Raw genomic sequence first — 15252 nt, 5'->3', positions numbered from 1 at the left:
CGGGACACCGGAGCGGCTCAGGCCGGTCGGGGGAGGTCGAAGTGGCCGACCAACCCGGCTGCGAAGGCCAGGTCGCCCTTGACCTTCAGTTTTCCGGTGACGAACAGGACCGCGGGCGTTGCCTGGTGGGTGATGATGCGGAAGAAGTCCACGGGCGAAAGCGTAATCGTCACGCGGGCTTTCTCGCGCATTTCGCGGGACACAGTGCAGGTTCCGTCGGAAAGCACCGTCTCGTAGCGGTCGTAGCCGCCCTCGCCGGTACCTCCGGACAGCCGCCAGTGCACCACCGCGTGCAGCGACTTCGCCCGGATGTGCGCTCCCATGCGCGCGAAGATCTCGTCCAGCACCCGCTCGCGCAGCGCGCGTTCGGCGACCACCGCTTCCAGCTGCGCCCGCGACGCGCGCGCGACCAGCGTGGCGAACTTCGTCGGGTCGACCTTGTCCAGCGAGAACGCCGGCACCTGCTCCGACAGCCGGACCAGCGCCGCCAGCAGGCGGTTCATGTCGCTGCGGCCCAGCTCGCGGGGGTCGATCGCGTCGGCGACCGCGTTGACGTCGAGTGCGCTCGCGTCGACGGCGTCGGTGCGGTCCAGCGCGTCCAGCAGCGCGACCCCGCGCAGGCCGGCCAGGTCAGTGCTGGTCGCCTCCGGGTTGTCGGCCATCTTCCACCCCTTCCGGAACTTTCCGCCGTAAGGCTACCGGCGAGTAGGTAGCGCGGCAAGCAACGCCGCCGACCTGGGGACGGGTACCGTCCGTGCCAGCGAGAGGGAGGAAAGAGGACTGTGCCCGACGAAGAGCAGCGCCCACCAGAGCGAGCGAGACGGCTCCCGAGGGCGGTCCGTGAACGGCAGATCCTGGACGCCGCGGTGCAGGTGTTCTCGAAGCACGGCTACCACTCGGCGTCGATGGACGAGATCTCCGAGGTCGCGGGCGTCTCCAAGCCGATGATCTACACCTATCTCGGCTCGAAGGAAGACCTCTTCGGCAAGAGCATCCAGCGCGAGGCGACCCGTCTGCTGGAAGCCATCCAGGCCGGCGTACAGCCCGACCTCCCGCCGGACATGCAGCTGTGGCACGGCCTGCGCTCGTTCTACCGCTTCGTCGCCGAGTACCGCGAGTCCTGGACGGTGCTGCACCGCCAGGCATTGACGGTCGGCGGCGGGTTCGCGGCGGAAATCACCGCGATGCGCACGCGCGCGATCGAACTGGTCGCGGCGCTCGTGGTGGCCGCGGGCACCCGCAAAGGCCTCGGCGAGCAGACGGAGTTCTCCGGGCCCGGCCTGGCCGCGGCGCTGGTCGGCGCGGCGGAATCGCTGGCCGACTGGGCACTGGACCACCCGGAGATCTCCGACGGCGTGCTCGCGTCGTGGCTGATGAACCTGGTGTGGCTTGGGTTCAACGACCTCGTGGAGGGGCAGGTCTGGAAGCCCTCAGAGGGCTGAGACCACCCCGTCCAGATGCGGTTTCGGCTTCCGCGCGTGCCACAACTCGAAGGCCCACCCGTCGTCGGTCTGCCAGGTCGTGAACGCCGCGCGGCCGGGCAGCAGCACCGGCTGCTTGAACCGCACCGCCACGCTGAACGCGTCCGGCAGCCGGCCCTCGAAGGACGCCAGCGCGTGCGCCTTCGTCCACATTCCGTGTGCGATCGCCTTCGGGAAGCCGAACAGACGCGCGGTCAGCGGGTGCAGGTGGATCGGGTTGCGGTCGCCGGAAACCTCGGCATAACGGCGGCCGATGTCGCCGGGGACGTGCCACAACGCGGACGGCTTCGGGGGCGTCAGCTGAGTCCGCGGACCAGAACCCGAACCAGCCCCGGTGCGGCGGAGATAAGTCGACACCTCGCTCCACACGAGGTCCCCGCCGGAGTGGGCTTCGCTGATCATGTCGAACTGGCTGCCTTTTTCGTGCGGCCGCAGGTTTTCCGCGCGGACGCTCACCCGGAACGTCTCGCCGAGCAGCAGCGGACGGTGCTGCGTGATCTGGTTCTCGACGTGCACCAAGCCCAGCAGCGGGAACGGAAACCCGGGCTCGGTCATCAACGCCATCTGCAGCCCGAACACCAGCATGTGCGGATACGTCGCCGGTAGCTCGTCCGAGAAGCGGAATCCGCAGACTTCGTTGTAGGCCGCCACATGTGCCGGGTCTACGACGACCTCCGGGCGCACCAACTCCGTCGACGGGAGGGTGGAGCCGCCGCCGCGGCGCAGCAGGGCTTTCGGGTACAGCGTCGCCAGGCTTGGCGCGCTCGTCAGTTCACGGACGGCCATGCCTCACGCCCCCAGCAGCGCCTGGCCGCACACGCGAACCAGGTTCCCGTTGACCGCCGCCGACGCCGGATTGGCATACCAGGCAATGGTTTCCGCGACGTCCACCGGCAGCCCGCCCTGGCCTAGGCTGGACAGCCGCCGTCCGGCCTCGCGGATGAACAGCGGGACCGCGGCGGTCATCTTGGTCTCGATAAACCCGGGTGCGACCGCGTTGATCGTGCCGCCGTACTCCGCGAGCTGCGGCGCGCCGACGTTCACCATCCCGATCACGCCCGCCTTCGACGTCGCGTAGTTCGTCTGGCCGACGTTGCCCGCGATGCCGGCGATGGACGAAACCCCGATGACGCGGCCGTTTTCGCGCAGGATCTTGTCGCCGAGGAGCTTGTCGTTCACCGCGAGCTGCGCGGCGAGGTTCACCGCGATCACCGAGTCCCAGCCACCCTCGGTCAGGTTGCCGAGCGTCTTGTCGCGGGTGATGCCGGCGTTGTGCACGACGACATCCACGCCGCCGTGCCGCGAGGTCAGGTACTCGGCGAGCTTGGCCGGGGCGTCCGCGGCGGTGATGTCCAGCTGCAGCGCCGATCCGCCGATCCGATTGGCCACAGTGGACAGATCGCCGCCCTGCGCCGGGATGTCCAGCGCGACCACGTGCGCACCATCGCGGGCGAGCGTTTCGGCGATCGCCTCGCCGATGCCTCGCGACGCACCGGTGACCAGCGCGACCTTCCCGTCCAGCGGCTTGTCCCAGTTCTCGGGCGCGGACGCGGTCTTCGCGTGCGTGCCGACACGGATGACCTGGCCATCCACGAACGCCGACTTCGCCGACAGCAGGAACCGCAGCGTCGATTCGGCCGCGTCCTCGGCCCCTTCGGCCACGTAAACCAGCTGCGCCGTCGCGCCGCGCTTCAGTTCCTTGCCGACCGAGCGGACGAAACCCTCCAGCGCGCGCTGCGCGATCCGCTCGCGACCCTCGGCCAGCTCCGGCGGCGTGCCGAGCACGACCACCCGGCCGGATGAACCCACCTTGCGGATCACCGGGTGGAAGAACCGGTAGACCTCACGCAGCTGTCCCGGGTCCTTCACGCCGGTGGCGTCGAAAACCAGCGCCGCGTGCCGGTCGGCGGGCGCGCTGATCACCTCGATGCCCGCCTCGGTGAGCTGCGCCCGGACCGTCTTCTCCAGCCGTCCGCCAGGCGCGGTGCCGAGAAGTGCGGGACCCTCGAGTGCGGGCTGGCCGGGACGGTACCGGCGCAACGTCGCGGGGTTGGGCAGGCCGAGCTTCGGCACCACGAACTTCCCCAGCGGGGTCTTCGTGAACTGCTGGTACCTGTCCGCCATCACGTGCCTCCCGTGCAGTCTGCGTCACGTCGCAGTCTAACCTACTCGCTAGTAGGTTACAGTGTGAAAGGGATGACTCCAGAGAGGTGGACGGCATGGCGACCAGGAAAGCGCCGGCGGTACGCAAGGTCGCGATCGTCGGCGGGAACCGGATCCCCTTCGCGCGGTCGAACGGCCCCTACTCACGGGCCTCGAACCAGGACATGTTCACCGCCGCGCTGGACGGTCTGGTCAGCCGGTTTTCGCTGCAGGGCGAGGTGATCGGCGAGGTCGCCGCCGGTGCGGTGCTCAAGCACTCCAAGGACTTCAACCTCGCCCGCGAAAGCGTGCTCGGCAGCAAGCTCTCGCCCGCGACGGCGGCTTCGGACGTCCAGATGGCGTGCGGCACCGGATTGCAGGCGGTCATCAACGTCGCCCACAAGATCGCACTCGGCGAAATCGATTCGGCGATCGCGGGCGGGGTCGACACGACGAGTGACGCGCCGCTGGCGGTGAACGCCAATCTGCGCCAGATCCTCGTGCAGCTCAACGCGGCGAAGACGCTCGCCGACCGGCTCAAGCTGGTCGCGAAGCTCCGGCCGGGCCACATCGTGCCGGAGATCCCGCGCAACGCCGAACCGCGCACCGGGCTGTCGATGGGGGAGCACGCCGCGCTCACCGCGCAGGTCTGGGACGTCACCCGCGAGGCGCAGGACGAACTGGCCGCGACCAGCCACCGCAACCTCGCCGCCGCCTACGACCGCGGCTTCTTCGACGACCTGGTCACGCCGTATCTCAAGCTCGCCCGCGACCAGAACCTCCGCCCGGACTCGTCGGTCGAGAAGCTGGCCAAGCTCAAGCCGGTCTACGGCGGCCCGGACGGCACCATGACGGCGGGCAACTCGACGCCGCTCACCGACGGCGCGTCGACGGTCTTGCTCGCGACCGAGCAGTGGGCGAAGGCGCACAAGCTGCCGGTGCTGGCGTACCTGACGTTCAGCCAGACCGCCGCCGTCGACTACGTGCACGGCGACGAGGGCTTGCTGATGGCACCGGCATACGCGGTCCCGCGGATGCTGGAGCGCGCCGGATTGACGTTGCAGGACTTCGACTTCTACGAGATCCACGAGGCCTTCGCGTCGCAGGTGCTCGCCACGCTCAAGGCGTGGGAGGACCCGGCGTTCGCCAAGGAGAAGCTCGGCCTCGACGCGCCGCTCGGCTCGATCGACCGCGCCAAGCTGAACGTGAACGGCTCCTCGCTCGCGGCCGGGCACCCGTTCGCCGCGACCGGCGGCCGGATCGTCGCGACGCTCGCGAAACTGTTGCACGAGAAGGGTTCCGGCCGGGGCCTGATCTCCATCTGCGCGGCGGGCGGCCAGGGCGTCACCGCGATTCTGGAGAAGTAAGCGCGAAAGGCCGCCGCCCGAACACTCGGGCGGCGGCCTTTTTCGTGCGCTCAGTCGGTAAGCGACTTCTCCGCGCGCTTGGCCAGTTTGTCGGCGCGCTTGCCCGCCTTCTTGCCCGCGCGCCGGGCCCGCCAGCCCAGCGACGGCTTGCCCGCCGTGTCGCCCGCGGCCAGCAGCAGACCGCCGGCCAGCGACGCGTTCTTGATGAACTGGATCTGCTGGGCCTGCTTCTCGCCCGGATCGGTCAGCTCCCAGAACCGGTGCGTGGCCAGCGTCGTCGGCACCAGCGACCCGAGCAGCGCCACCGCCGCCAGCCGCGGCGCCTTGCCGCTCGCCAGCGCGAGCCCGGCCCCGATCTTGACCGCCGCGTCGATCCGCACCAGCGTGGCCGGATCGCGCGGGACCTGGTCCGGAACCAGGCCCTCGACCTTGTCGAAGGTCTCGGTGAGGAACGGTTCGGCCGCCTTCGCGTGGCCCTGGGTGTCACGCAGGGCACCGATGCCGCCGAACACGAAGATCGACGCGAGCAGTGGACGTGCCACCCGGCGCAGTATCACGGTCTCGCCTCTCTGGTCTGGAATCCCTGAGAAAGAACCTACAACCGGAATTGCCCGGCACGCTCCCCGCCGAACCGGGCTAGCGATACCTAGCAGAATATTGCTCAGGTGCTAGATACCGCTAGACAGTTCTAGCGGACCTCAGGCTTGACCTTGACGCTACGTCAACCTCTACCGTCGAAGCCGTGGTCAGGAAGGAATGGTCGATCCAGGACATCGCCCGGTCCGCGGGCACGACGAGCCGGACCCTGCGGCATTACGACGCCGTCGGGCTCCTGCCGCCGACGCGGATCGGCGGCAACGGTTACCGCTACTACGACGAGAACTCACTCGTCCGGCTACAGCGGATCCTGCTGCTGCGCGAACTCGGACTGGGTCTGCCCGCGATCGCCGAGGTGCTCGACGGCCAATCCGACGGCATCGCGGCCCTCGAAACGCACCTGGAGCTGCTGAAGCAAGAGCAACGACGGGTCGGGCGGCAGATCGCTTCCGTGCGGACCACGCTGCGGAAACTGAAGGGAGGTGAACAACTGATGGCAGAGGAAATGTTCGACGGCTTCGACCACACCCAGTACGAGGAAGAGGTCACCCAGCGCTGGGGAGCCGAGGCCTACCGCAAGGGCGACCAGTGGTGGAGTTCGCTGTCTGCGGCCGAGAAGAAGGCCCACCAGCAGGAACAGGTCGACATCGGCTTCGCGTTCGGCGCGGCTCGTGACGCTGGCCACGATGCCGGTTCTGCCGAGACCCAGGCGGTCACCGCGCGGCTGCACGAGTGGCTGAAGCCCACCGGGATGGAGATCTCGAAGGGCTACTTCGCCGGTCTCGGGGAGATGTATGTCGCCGACCCGCGGTACGGCGCGTACGACGAGAAGCACGGCCCCGGCACGGCCGAGTACATCCGCGACGCGATGAAGATCTACGCGGAGCGGAACCTGACGGACTAACGCTCCGTCAGAGGCTGCGCTGGGGGTAAGGATGGACGGGGCTGCAGACCCGGCCATCTTTCTACGACACGCACTAGCTGTATATGGCTGAATATCGGGCCAGCTCTAGATACCTCGATACGGTGACAGAGTGGACCCCATCCGCAACCCCTTCGCGCCCGGCGCCGGGCAGCGGCCGCCGGAGCTGGCAGGCCGGGAACGGGAGCTGAAGGCGTTCGAGGTCGTGCTCGAACGGGTCGCCCGCGGACGGCCGGAGCGCAGCCTCGTGCTGACCGGCCTGCGCGGCGTCGGCAAGACGGTGCTGCTGGGGGAGTTGCGGTCGATGGCCGTCCGGCACCGCTGGGGAGCGGGCAAGATCGAGGCGCGCCCGGAGGCGGAACTGCGGCGTCCGCTGTCGGCGGCACTGCATCGGGCGATCCGCGACCTCGCTGTGCGGCATCGCGCGCCGGACCGGGTCGAGGAAGTGCTCGGGGTACTGAAAGCGTTCGCGCTCAAGGCGAACAAACCGGACGCGAAGCTGCGTGACCGCTGGCAACCCGGCATCGACGTACCCGCCGCACAAGGCCGCGCGGATTCCGGCGACATCGAAATCGATCTGGTCGAGCTGTTCACCGATGTCGCCGAGCTGGCCGCGGACGTCGGCACCGGCGTCGCGCTGCTGATCGACGAGATCCAAGACCTTCAGCCGGACGACGTTTCGGCGCTGTGTGCGGCGTGCCATGAGCTGTCACAGTCCGGCGCGCCGCTGGTCGTGGTCGGGGCCGGGCTGCCGCATGTGCCGGCGGTGCTGTCGGCGTCGAAGTCGTATTCCGAGCGGCTCTTCCGCTACTCGCGCATCGACCGGCTCAGCCGCGAGGACGCCGACTACGCGGTGATGGCTCCGATCGAACGCGAGGACGCCGGCATCGAACCGGAAGCGCTCGACGCGCTCTTCGACGCGTCCGGCGGCTACCCGTATTTCATCCAGGCCTACGGCAAGGCCGCCTGGGACGCCGCGCCCGCTGACCCGATCACGGTCAAGGACGTGCAGGTCGCCGCGCCCGAGGCGGAGTCCGAGCTGGCGGTCGGATTCTTCGGGTCGCGCTACGAACGCGCGACGCCCGCCGAACGCGAGTACCTGCTCGCGATGGCCGAGCTGACCCAAGGCCGCGACGAGGCCGCCGGCACCGCCGATGTGGCCGTCTACCTGGGCCGCAAGCCCTCGTCGCTGTCGCCGGCGCGCGACAGCCTGATGAAGAAAGGCCTGGTCTACTCCGCCGAACGCGGGCAGATCGCCTTCACCGTGCCGCACTTCGGGCACTACCTGCTCGGCCGCGACTGACCGGGAGTCTCGCGCTCGATACCGGTCTATGCGGCTGCCTAGCTGTCTCTAGTGATTTTGCTAGATCTTGGTAGATGAAGGTAGCGCGTTAGCGACTTGTGACCGCCAACACGCGATCTGTCCGGCGATCTTCAGGTCGCTGCCGATGATTCTTCGGCAAGTGCCCCATGTCACCGTAGATTCGTTGGCTTCCTTGTGAAAAAAGGTGCATACTAGAGACACAGCCACCGAAGACCTCCGAAGGGGATGCAGAAGACCATGAGCAACATCGCCGCCAAGCTCCGTGCCCGCCGCGCCGAGGCTCGCACTCGCCGGGCGCTGAACCGGGCGATCGACACCGCGGCCACGTCCACGGTCCGACAGGAGCTGATCGCGCTCGCCCAGGCGCGTCAGCCGTTCATGCGCTGACCTGCACAACCAACCTGTTGGTGGGTCACTCACGTGAGTGATCTAGACCACAGCGATTCCTGGGTGTAACGCCGCGGAGAGCCGCGTCGATACCCACTACGACCCCGTGATGCTGGCGGACCCCCGACCTGGCAGCATCACGGGGTTTCCATATGTCTGGACCACTTCACCACCGGGGGAATTCCCTTGCCCCGGACGGGCGAGGAGGCGATGCTTGACTCAGTCAACGATCGAGTCAAGGTGGTCCTCGTGCCGGATTCCGTCCTCGCCGAACGCGTCGCCACGGTTCGCGCGTTCAACCGGCTCTACACCGGCGTAATCGGCGTCCTCGACGAAGGACCGGCCGACGCCGAATACTCGCTGAGCGAAGCACGCGTGCTGTTCGAACTCGCCCAACAAGACCAGCTGCAGGTCAGTGATCTGCGCAAACGGCTGGCGCTCGACGGCGGTTACGCGAGCAGGCTGCTCGGCAGGCTCGAAAGCCGCGGCCTCGTCACCCGGGAACGCTGCGCGGACGACGCACGCCGCCAGCTCGTCACGCTCACCGCCGAGGGGCATGCCGCCTTCGCCGACCTTGACCACCGGTCGGCCAGCCAGATCGGCGGCCTCCTCGACCAGTTCGCCGACGCCGACCAGCGCCGTCTGCTCGGCGCGATGGGGACCATCACCGCACTCGTCGGCGAACCAGCACCGGAACCGGCGGTCACCGTGCGCGCCCCACGACCGGGCGACCTCGGCTGGGTGGTGCACCGGCACGGCGCGCTGTACGCCGAGGAGTACGGCCTCGACGAACGCTTCGAAGCCCTCGTCGCCCGCGTGATCGCCGACTTCGCCGAACACCGCGACGACCCGCGCCAAGCCGGCTGGATCGCCGAACTCGACGGCGAACGGGTCGGCAGCATCTTCTGCACCCCCGGCGACGAAGACGGCGTCGCGAAGCTCCGGCTGCTCCTGCTGGAACCAGCCGCGCGCGGGCACGGCGTCGGCAAACGCCTGGTGCGCGAATGCGTCGACTTCGCCAGCGCACAGGGATATCGGGCGATGGAACTGTGGACGCTGTCGCAGCTCTCCGCCGCACGCGGGATCTACCGCGGCGCCGGATTCGAACTGGTCGACAAGGAGGAGACGGACGGGTTCGGCCCCCTAGTGACCGGCGAAACCTGGCGGCGGGAGTTATAGATGTTCGTTCTGTACTGCGCGGTGTGCGATCGCCGGACGCTGCTGGGCGTCGACGAGATCGACTGGGTCGAGAACCTGACGCGCGGGGTGATCTCGGTATCCGGCCACTGCCCGCTCGGCCACGACGCGGTCGTCCTCACCGGCGACGCGTTCACCCCGCACGCGGACCCGCGTTATTTCGGGCCCGCGCCGCGGGTGTGGACGAAACCGATGCACCGCCTGCGCGGCTGGCTGCGTCATCGATTCGAGATGAGCCGCGATCTGCCGGGCCCGTTCTACCGTTTTTGACGCCCCATCAGGTAAAACTCCGGATTCGGCTTGAGCGCGGTCAGATGCGCGAGCCGGTTCGACATCGCGAACAACGCGGTGATCGCGCCGACGTCCCAGATCTCGTCCTCGGTCAGCCCCGCCTCGCGGGCCATCGCAAGGTCGCCCTCGCCGAACAACGCGGAATCGCGGGACAACGCGAGCGCGAGATCGACGATCGCCCGGCCGCGCTCGTCGAGTTCGACCTGCCACGGATTCGTCGCGACCTGGTCGGACAGCTCGGGATCCTTCGCGCGGATCCGCAGGATCGCCCCGTGCGCGACGATGCAGTAGGTGCAGTGGTTCGCGCCGGACGTGGCGACGACGACGAGCTCGCGCTCGGCCTTGGTGAGTCCGCCTTCGCGTTCCATGAGCGCGTCGTGGTAGTCGAGGAAGGCCCGGAGTTCGGCGGGCCGGTGGCCTAGCGCGCGGAAGATGTTCGGCGTGAAGCCGGATTTCTCCGCGATGGCACCGATGCGCTCGCGCAGATCGTCGGGAAGGTCTTCGAGTTCCGTCACGGGGAACCGGCTCACGGGGTTGGTCATGGTTTCCACGCTAACCCGCGCAGTTCGCGGACGGCAGGGGGTCGGATGCGCCAAGGTGAGCGGGTGGATGAGCGATTGGCGTTGCGGCCGATACCGCGGTGGGTGATCTGGGCTGGGCTCCCGGCGATGGTGGTGCTCGCCGGGGTGGCGGTGTGGGTGTTGCTCGCTTTCGCGCCGGACTCGGCGCAGCTGGATGCGATTCGGACTGGTGGGACGCTCGGGGTCGGGCTCGGCGGGGCGGTCGTGTTGTGGCTGGCGGTGCGGCGGCAGCGGTCTACGGAGCTGGACTTGCTGCAGAAGCGGGAGGCGCATCGGCTTGCGGAGCAGGTGGCTGCGGATACCCGGGAACATCAGCTGCGTACGGCTGCGGATGCACGGGAGGACGCGCTGGCTCGGCGGGTGACTGAGCAGTACGGGAAGGCTGTTGACCAGCTTGGGTCGGAGCGCGCGCCCGTGCGGTTGGGTGGGTTGTACGCGCTGGAACGGCTAGGGCAGGACTATGCGGACGGTCCGCTCCGGCAGATGATCGCTGATGTGTTGTGTGCGTATCTGCGGATGCCGTCGGATGACACGGCGGAGGAGGCACAGGTTCGGCGGACCGCGCAGAAGATCATCGCGAACCACTCCCGGCCAGCCGACGAGCGGCATTGGCCGGGGCTGCACCTCGACTTCTCCGGGGCAAACCTCGACCAGGCCGACTTCGGGCAATGCCGGTTCGACAGCATCCTCTTCACCAGCACCACCTTCAGCGGCATCGCCAACTTCGCGGGCGCGGTGTTCACCGTCCGCGCTGGCTTTATCGGCACAAGTTTCAGCGGGGTGGCGGACTTCGAGAACGCGAGGTTCCCCGTGGAGGCCGACTTCCGCGGTGCGGAGTTCGCCGCCACCGCGCAGTTCTCAAGAGCCCGCTTCGCCGACGCTCAGTTCGACATGGCGAGCTTCGCCGACGCACATTTCATTGAGGCGAAGTTTCGCGGCAGAACCTCCTTCGACAGCTCAGTGTTCTCCGAACGCGCCACGTTCCAGAGCGCCAAGTTCGACGGGCACACGTCGTTCGACCACGCGAGGTTCCGGCACGATGTTTCCCTGCACAAAGCGCGTTTCGCCCACAGCGCCTCCTTTTCCAGCGTGTCCTTCCAGCGTTATGCGGGGCTGCGCTCGGTCCGGTTCGAGGCCATGGCGAGCTTCGGCGAGGCCCGGTTCGGCGGCGACTTCGACTTCGGCGATTCGGAGTTCACCGTCGCGCCCGGACTGACCGGTGCCCGAGTCCGGACCGATCGGGAGGGGGCGGTGCTGCGCAACTGGCCGGACGGATGGACCCTCGGCGACCCCGAGGACGACTGGGCGCCCCTGATTCGAACCGACTGACCCCGGATGCACCCCGTTCACCCGGAAGGAGTTTGCTTACCCCGTGAACTGGACCGCGTACGTGGACGGTTACTGCGAGCGCACCGCGCCCGGACTCTGGGGAGAGCCGCTCAACGACCTGGCCAACCTGGCCTTTCTCGCTGCCGCCGGGATGGTCTGGTGGCGCGCCGACGGGCAGCGGACCGGCCGGGTCCTCGCTGCCCTGATCGGGTTGATCTTCGTTGCCAGCAGTGTGTTCCACCTGGTCGCGACGCGCTGGGGTGCGGTCGCCGACTCCACCGCCATCTTGATCTTCATTCTCTTCTACGCCGCGGTCTTCCCGCGGGTTTTCTTTCGAGCGAAAGCGAAGTGGGCCTGGCTGGGAGCACCGGCGTTCCTCATCCTCACCGGCGCGTCGGCGGCGCTCGGTGGTGGGCTGTATCTGCCCGCGCTCGTCGGGCTTGCCGGGTTCGCCATCGCGTTGGGAGTAAAGCGCGATCCGTACTGGCTGCATTTCACCATGGCTGCCGCGGTGTTCGCGTTGTCGCTGGCGTTCCGGAGCATCGATGGAGTGATCTGCGGAGACTTCCCTACCGGCACGCACTTCTTGTGGCATTTGCTGAACGCAGTGGTGCTGTACGTCGTCGCGAAGGCGATGATCGGCAAAACGCGAGAGGCCCCCGCGCCGGAAAACGACACGGGGGCCTCTGTCTAAAAAGGACTCAGTGTGCGCCGATCGGGCGCAGGTCCTTGTCGTGTTCGTCGGCGTGGTAGTCCTCGGGGGCGGTTTCGTCGTTGCCCGGGCTCCACTTCAGCGCCCGCGCAATCACCGAAACTACTGCGGCCACCACGATGTTCGCGATCAGTGCCACGAAACCGGGGTAGATCTGGACTGCCGCGAGGCCGGTGCCGCTGAAGGGGTGCCAGCCGAAGATCGACAGGTTGCCCATCGCGAGCGCGGAGCCGCCGAAGTGCAGTTTTCCGCTGGCCGGGTTGGGAATGCCGTAGAGCATGATCAGGCCCCACGCCATGCCGACGATCCAGCCGGCGATCAGCCCCGCCTTGTGGAACCAGCGCGTGTACAGGGCGATCGCCACGGCGGGCAGCGTTTGCAGGATCAGCACGCCGCCGATGAGCTGCAGGTCAATGGAGAACTGCGGGTCGATCAGGATGATCACCAGCACCGCGCCGAGCTTCACGATCAACGACGCCAGTTTGGCCTGCTTCGCCTCCTGCTTCGGAGTCGCGTCCTTGCGGATGTACTCCTTGTAAATGTTGCGCGTCCACAGGTTCGCCGCGGCGATCGACATGATCGCGGCGGGCACCAGCGCGCCGATGCCGATCGCGGCGAAGGCGATGCCGGCGAACCAGCTCGTGAACTGCGAGTCGAACAGCAGCGGGACGATCGTGTTGCCGTCCGGCTTTCCGGTGGCGGCGTTCTTCAGCGGCTTGACACCGGCCGAAATCGCGACGTAGCCGAGCAGGGCCAGCAGGCCAAGCACGAACGAGTAAGCCGGCAGCGCCACCATGTTCCGCTTGATCACGTTACGGCCGCGCGAGGCGAGCACGCTCGTGAGCGAGTGCGGGTACAGGAACAGCGCGAGCGCCGAACCGAGGGCCAGCGTCGCGTACTGCAGCTGGTTGCTCGAGGTCAGCAGGATCGAACCGGCCGGCTTGCCGGTGTTCGGGTTCGGCTTGGCGAGCGTTTCCTTGGCGGTGCTGAAAATGTGGTCCCAGCCGCCGAGTTTCGAGGGCAGGTAAATGACCGCCACGATGATCACGATGTAGATCAGGATGTCCTTGACGAACGCGATCAGCGCCGGCGCGCGGAGGCCGGACTGATACGTGTACAGCGCCAGGATCACGAACGCGACCAGCAGCGGCAGGTGCCCGACGATGCCGGAACCGTTGATGCCCATCGTGCGCAGCACGGCTTCGAGGCCGACCAGCTGCAACGCGATGTACGGCATGGTCGCGACGATGCCGGTGATCGCGATCAGCAACGCCAGCGTCGGCGACCCGAAGCGGCCGCGGACGAAGTCGGCCGGGGTCACGTAGCCGCGCGAACGGCTGACCGACCACATGCGCAGCGCCGGCAGCAGCACGATCGGGTAGACGACGATCGTGTAAGGCAGCGCGTACAGGCCGAGCGCGCCGGCGCTGAACACGAGCGCGGGCACGGCGACGAAGGTGTAGGCGGTGTAGAGGTCCCCGCCGAGCAGGAACCAGGTGATCCACGAACCGAATTTGCGGCCGCCGAGGCCCCACTCGTCGAGGTGGTCGAGGCTGCCGCCGGCCTTCCAGCGCGAGGCGACGAAGCCGAGCACGGTGACGACGACGAACAGGAACGCGAAGACGATCAGCTCAACCCACTGGATGTTGCTCATCGGGCATCACCCTCGTCGAGGTCGTCGACGCTCAACTCGTCCCGGCCCTGGTTGCGCGGCTTGTCCTTGGTAGCCAGGTAGACGATGCCGGTGCACAGCACGCCCAGCACGACGAACGCCAGCTGGAACCAATAGAAGAACGGAAGGCCGAACAGCCGCGGCTCGTCGAAGTTGAACAGCGGCGTGACCAGGATCAGCAACGGGATCAGCAACAGCAGGTTCCAGGCACTGAACTGGAACCCGCGCACCCGCCCGCCCGGTTTGGCAGTGGACATCGAACCTCACCTAACACTTACGTGACACGCGACCGCCTGACCCTAGACCGCGGTCATCCCGGCGTCATACGACTTCGATATCGATTCGATCAGCACTCCACAGGCGTTCCAGGGTGTGGACAACCTCGGGGACAACCCGCCCGCGCACGGCCTCGGCAACCGGTTCGCTACCCCTATCGGCGGGGACGAGCCGCCCCGAATGCCCCAAGAACTTGTGCCGACCGGCGGTTGTCCACGGGGTTCGGCAGCTTGTGCACAGAGTTATCCACAGGCAGTGGACAACTCTGTGGCTAAACTGGACGGCATGGTGCGCGTGCCCCTCACCGACGAAGAACGCTCCCGCGGCGAGCGGCTCGGCCTGGTGCTGCGCGCCGCGCGGGCCAGCCGCAGCATGGTCGATGTCGCGGCCGAAGCGGGCATTTCGGTCGAAACCCTGCGCAAGATCGAGACCGGCCGCATTCCGACGCCCGCGTTCTTCACTGTCGCGGCGATCGCCGACGCGGTGGGCATGCCGCTGGACCGGCTGCGGGTCGCCTGCGACGGGGATTCGGCGGCGTTTTCGCAGGCCAGTTGAGGTTTTGGGGTTTACTTCGGGAGATCGGGCAGCTGAGCGAGAAGGATGGACAGAGCTGCTGGATCTGGCCGGTGGGGGCAGGTTCGGCGGGCAGATCGGGCATGGCGTGCGGGGCACCGGGGGCGGAGCAGTTGATCCGGCCGCCGGGGGCGGAATCGGCGAGCAGATCCGACGGGCTAGCCGAGATAGACGGAGCAGCGCAGCCGCCCCCCGGCGGCCGGGGGCAGGATCAATGCCAGGGACCTAAGATGCGGGACCATACACAAAGGACGCCAACCCTGGCGAATTGCCCGGTTGATGCCCATGCGAGCGTGTCCGACCGTCTGTGAGGGGAACCCTGGGGGAATCAGAGTCTGAACTGCGCCCCGGAAGTTGGACTGGGAATCTGGTTCCGGCTGGCGGGGAGTGTGTTGGTTGTA

The 15252-nt window shown here is 67.8% G+C and carries 17 protein-coding genes; 10 read left to right on the top strand and 7 right to left on the bottom strand.

All coding sequences use genetic code 11. The features are described from left to right. Positions 1–17 precede the first annotated feature (17 nt). On the bottom strand, positions 18–662 hold the full coding sequence (locus ACFSVL_RS12005; protein WP_378303440.1) for an SCP2 sterol-binding domain-containing protein: 645 nt from the start codon (positions 660–662) through the stop codon (positions 18–20). 120 nt (positions 663–782) lie between these two features. Here ACFSVL_RS12005 and ACFSVL_RS12000 point away from each other — a divergent pair, with 120 nt between their 5' ends. After that, positions 783–1442, top strand: a complete 660-nt coding sequence (locus ACFSVL_RS12000; protein WP_378303438.1) for a TetR/AcrR family transcriptional regulator — start codon at positions 783–785, stop codon at positions 1440–1442. Here the strand turns inward: ACFSVL_RS12000 and ACFSVL_RS11995 are convergent. Then, entirely contained in the window at positions 1431–2267 is an 837-nt protein-coding gene (locus ACFSVL_RS11995) for a MaoC/PaaZ C-terminal domain-containing protein (RefSeq protein WP_378303436.1), read from the bottom strand. The two genes, ACFSVL_RS12000 and ACFSVL_RS11995, sit on opposite strands and share 12 nt — an antisense overlap. Before the next feature lie 3 nt (positions 2268–2270). Next, the gene (locus ACFSVL_RS11990; RefSeq protein WP_378303434.1) at positions 2271–3605 is read right to left on the bottom strand and encodes a 3-oxoacyl-ACP reductase; all 1335 of its coding nucleotides are present in this window, start codon (positions 3603–3605) and stop codon (positions 2271–2273) included. Between the two features lie 95 nt (positions 3606–3700). Between ACFSVL_RS11990 and ACFSVL_RS11985 the strand changes: the two genes are divergently transcribed. Further along, entirely contained in the window at positions 3701–4990 is a 1290-nt protein-coding gene (locus ACFSVL_RS11985) for an acetyl-CoA C-acetyltransferase (RefSeq protein WP_378303432.1), read from the top strand. Positions 4991–5040: 50 nt separating this feature from the next. Here the strand turns inward: ACFSVL_RS11985 and ACFSVL_RS11980 are convergent, their stop codons facing one another. Continuing rightward, positions 5041–5547 carry a DoxX family protein gene (locus ACFSVL_RS11980; RefSeq protein ID WP_378303430.1) on the bottom strand — a complete coding sequence of 169 codons (507 nt, stop codon included), beginning with the start codon at positions 5545–5547 and terminating at the stop codon, positions 5041–5043. A 185-nt stretch (positions 5548–5732) separates the two neighbouring features. Here ACFSVL_RS11980 and ACFSVL_RS11975 point away from each other — a divergent pair, with 185 nt between their 5' ends. The 5 genes from ACFSVL_RS11975 to ACFSVL_RS11955 all read left to right on the top strand — a co-directional run bounded on the left by ACFSVL_RS11975 (position 5733) and on the right by ACFSVL_RS11955 (position 9687). Beyond that, positions 5733–6491, top strand: a complete 759-nt coding sequence (locus ACFSVL_RS11975) for a MerR family transcriptional regulator (RefSeq protein WP_378303428.1) — start codon at positions 5733–5735, stop codon at positions 6489–6491. 130 nt (positions 6492–6621) lie between these two features. Further along, on the top strand, positions 6622–7812 hold the full coding sequence (locus ACFSVL_RS11970; protein ID WP_378303426.1) for an AAA family ATPase: 1191 nt from the start codon (positions 6622–6624) through the stop codon (positions 7810–7812). A gap of 258 nt (positions 7813–8070) precedes the next feature. Then, positions 8071–8220: a hypothetical protein gene (locus ACFSVL_RS11965; protein WP_162836041.1), complete on the top strand. Its 150-nt coding sequence runs from the start codon at positions 8071–8073 to the stop codon at positions 8218–8220. Positions 8221–8430: 210 nt separating this feature from the next. After that, complete coding sequence (locus ACFSVL_RS11960; RefSeq protein ID WP_378303424.1) at positions 8431–9399, top strand: bifunctional helix-turn-helix transcriptional regulator/GNAT family N-acetyltransferase; 969 nt, start codon at positions 8431–8433, stop codon at positions 9397–9399. After that, positions 9400–9687, top strand: a complete 288-nt coding sequence (locus tag ACFSVL_RS11955; RefSeq protein ID WP_378303422.1) for a hypothetical protein — start codon at positions 9400–9402, stop codon at positions 9685–9687. Here ACFSVL_RS11955 and ACFSVL_RS11950 read toward each other — a convergent pair. Continuing rightward, a complete protein-coding gene (locus ACFSVL_RS11950; protein ID WP_344282747.1) occupies positions 9675–10250 on the bottom strand; it encodes a peroxidase-related enzyme in 576 nt (191 codons plus the stop codon). The genes ACFSVL_RS11955 and ACFSVL_RS11950 overlap by 13 nt on opposite strands. A gap of 63 nt (positions 10251–10313) precedes the next feature. Here ACFSVL_RS11950 and ACFSVL_RS11945 point away from each other — a divergent pair, with 63 nt between their 5' ends. Continuing rightward, positions 10314–11618 (top strand): pentapeptide repeat-containing protein, encoded by a 1305-nt coding sequence (locus tag ACFSVL_RS11945; protein ID WP_378303420.1) that lies wholly within the window; start codon positions 10314–10316, stop codon positions 11616–11618. A 43-nt stretch (positions 11619–11661) separates the two neighbouring features. Continuing rightward, on the top strand, positions 11662–12312 hold the full coding sequence (locus ACFSVL_RS11940) for a hypothetical protein (protein ID WP_378303418.1): 651 nt from the start codon (positions 11662–11664) through the stop codon (positions 12310–12312). 7 nt (positions 12313–12319) lie between these two features. Here the strand turns inward: ACFSVL_RS11940 and mctP are convergent, their stop codons facing one another. Both mctP and ACFSVL_RS11930 read right to left on the bottom strand, forming a co-directional pair. Further along, the gene (gene mctP, locus ACFSVL_RS11935) at positions 12320–13984 is read right to left on the bottom strand and encodes a monocarboxylate uptake permease MctP (RefSeq protein ID WP_378303416.1); all 1665 of its coding nucleotides are present in this window, start codon (positions 13982–13984) and stop codon (positions 12320–12322) included. Next, positions 13981–14259 carry a DUF3311 domain-containing protein gene (locus ACFSVL_RS11930; RefSeq protein ID WP_378303414.1) on the bottom strand — a complete coding sequence of 93 codons (279 nt, stop codon included), beginning with the start codon at positions 14257–14259 and terminating at the stop codon, positions 13981–13983. Before ACFSVL_RS11930 ends, mctP begins: the two co-directional genes overlap by 4 nt. Positions 14260–14563: 304 nt before the next feature. Between ACFSVL_RS11930 and ACFSVL_RS11925 the strand changes: the two genes are divergently transcribed. Beyond that, positions 14564–14833: a helix-turn-helix domain-containing protein gene (locus ACFSVL_RS11925; protein WP_378303412.1), complete on the top strand. Its 270-nt coding sequence runs from the start codon at positions 14564–14566 to the stop codon at positions 14831–14833. The last annotated feature ends 419 nt before the right edge of the window (positions 14834–15252 follow it).

The sequence above is a fragment of the Amycolatopsis silviterrae genome, from assembly GCF_042684085.1.
Classification (GTDB): domain Bacteria; phylum Actinomycetota; class Actinomycetes; order Mycobacteriales; family Pseudonocardiaceae; genus Amycolatopsis; species Amycolatopsis silviterrae.
Note: the sequence above shows the minus strand (reverse complement) of the source record. Positions and strands in the feature narration are given on the sequence as shown.

What these genes read in the sequence shown, in the direction of transcription:
- ACFSVL_RS11965 (WP_162836041.1), top strand. Translation starts at nt 8,071, where the DNA reads ATGAGCAACATCGCCGCCAAGCTCCGTGCCCGCCGCGCCGAGGCTCGC.
- ACFSVL_RS11930 (WP_378303414.1), bottom strand. Translation starts at nt 14,259, where the DNA reads ATGTCCACTGCCAAACCGGGCGGGCGGGTGCGCGGGTTCCAGTTCAGT.
- ACFSVL_RS11995 (WP_378303436.1), bottom strand. Translation starts at nt 2,267, where the DNA reads ATGGCCGTCCGTGAACTGACGAGCGCGCCAAGCCTGGCGACGCTGTAC.
- ACFSVL_RS11925 (WP_378303412.1), top strand. Translation starts at nt 14,564, where the DNA reads ATGGTGCGCGTGCCCCTCACCGACGAAGAACGCTCCCGCGGCGAGCGG.
- ACFSVL_RS12005 (WP_378303440.1), bottom strand. Translation starts at nt 662, where the DNA reads ATGGCCGACAACCCGGAGGCGACCAGCACTGACCTGGCCGGCCTGCGC.
- ACFSVL_RS11955 (WP_378303422.1), top strand. Translation starts at nt 9,400, where the DNA reads ATGTTCGTTCTGTACTGCGCGGTGTGCGATCGCCGGACGCTGCTGGGC.
- ACFSVL_RS11950 (WP_344282747.1), bottom strand. Translation starts at nt 10,250, where the DNA reads ATGACCAACCCCGTGAGCCGGTTCCCCGTGACGGAACTCGAAGACCTT.
- ACFSVL_RS11990 (WP_378303434.1), bottom strand. Translation starts at nt 3,605, where the DNA reads ATGGCGGACAGGTACCAGCAGTTCACGAAGACCCCGCTGGGGAAGTTC.
- mctP (WP_378303416.1), bottom strand. Translation starts at nt 13,984, where the DNA reads ATGAGCAACATCCAGTGGGTTGAGCTGATCGTCTTCGCGTTCCTGTTC.
- ACFSVL_RS11960 (WP_378303424.1), top strand. Translation starts at nt 8,431, where the DNA reads ATGCTTGACTCAGTCAACGATCGAGTCAAGGTGGTCCTCGTGCCGGAT.
- ACFSVL_RS11985 (WP_378303432.1), top strand. Translation starts at nt 3,701, where the DNA reads ATGGCGACCAGGAAAGCGCCGGCGGTACGCAAGGTCGCGATCGTCGGC.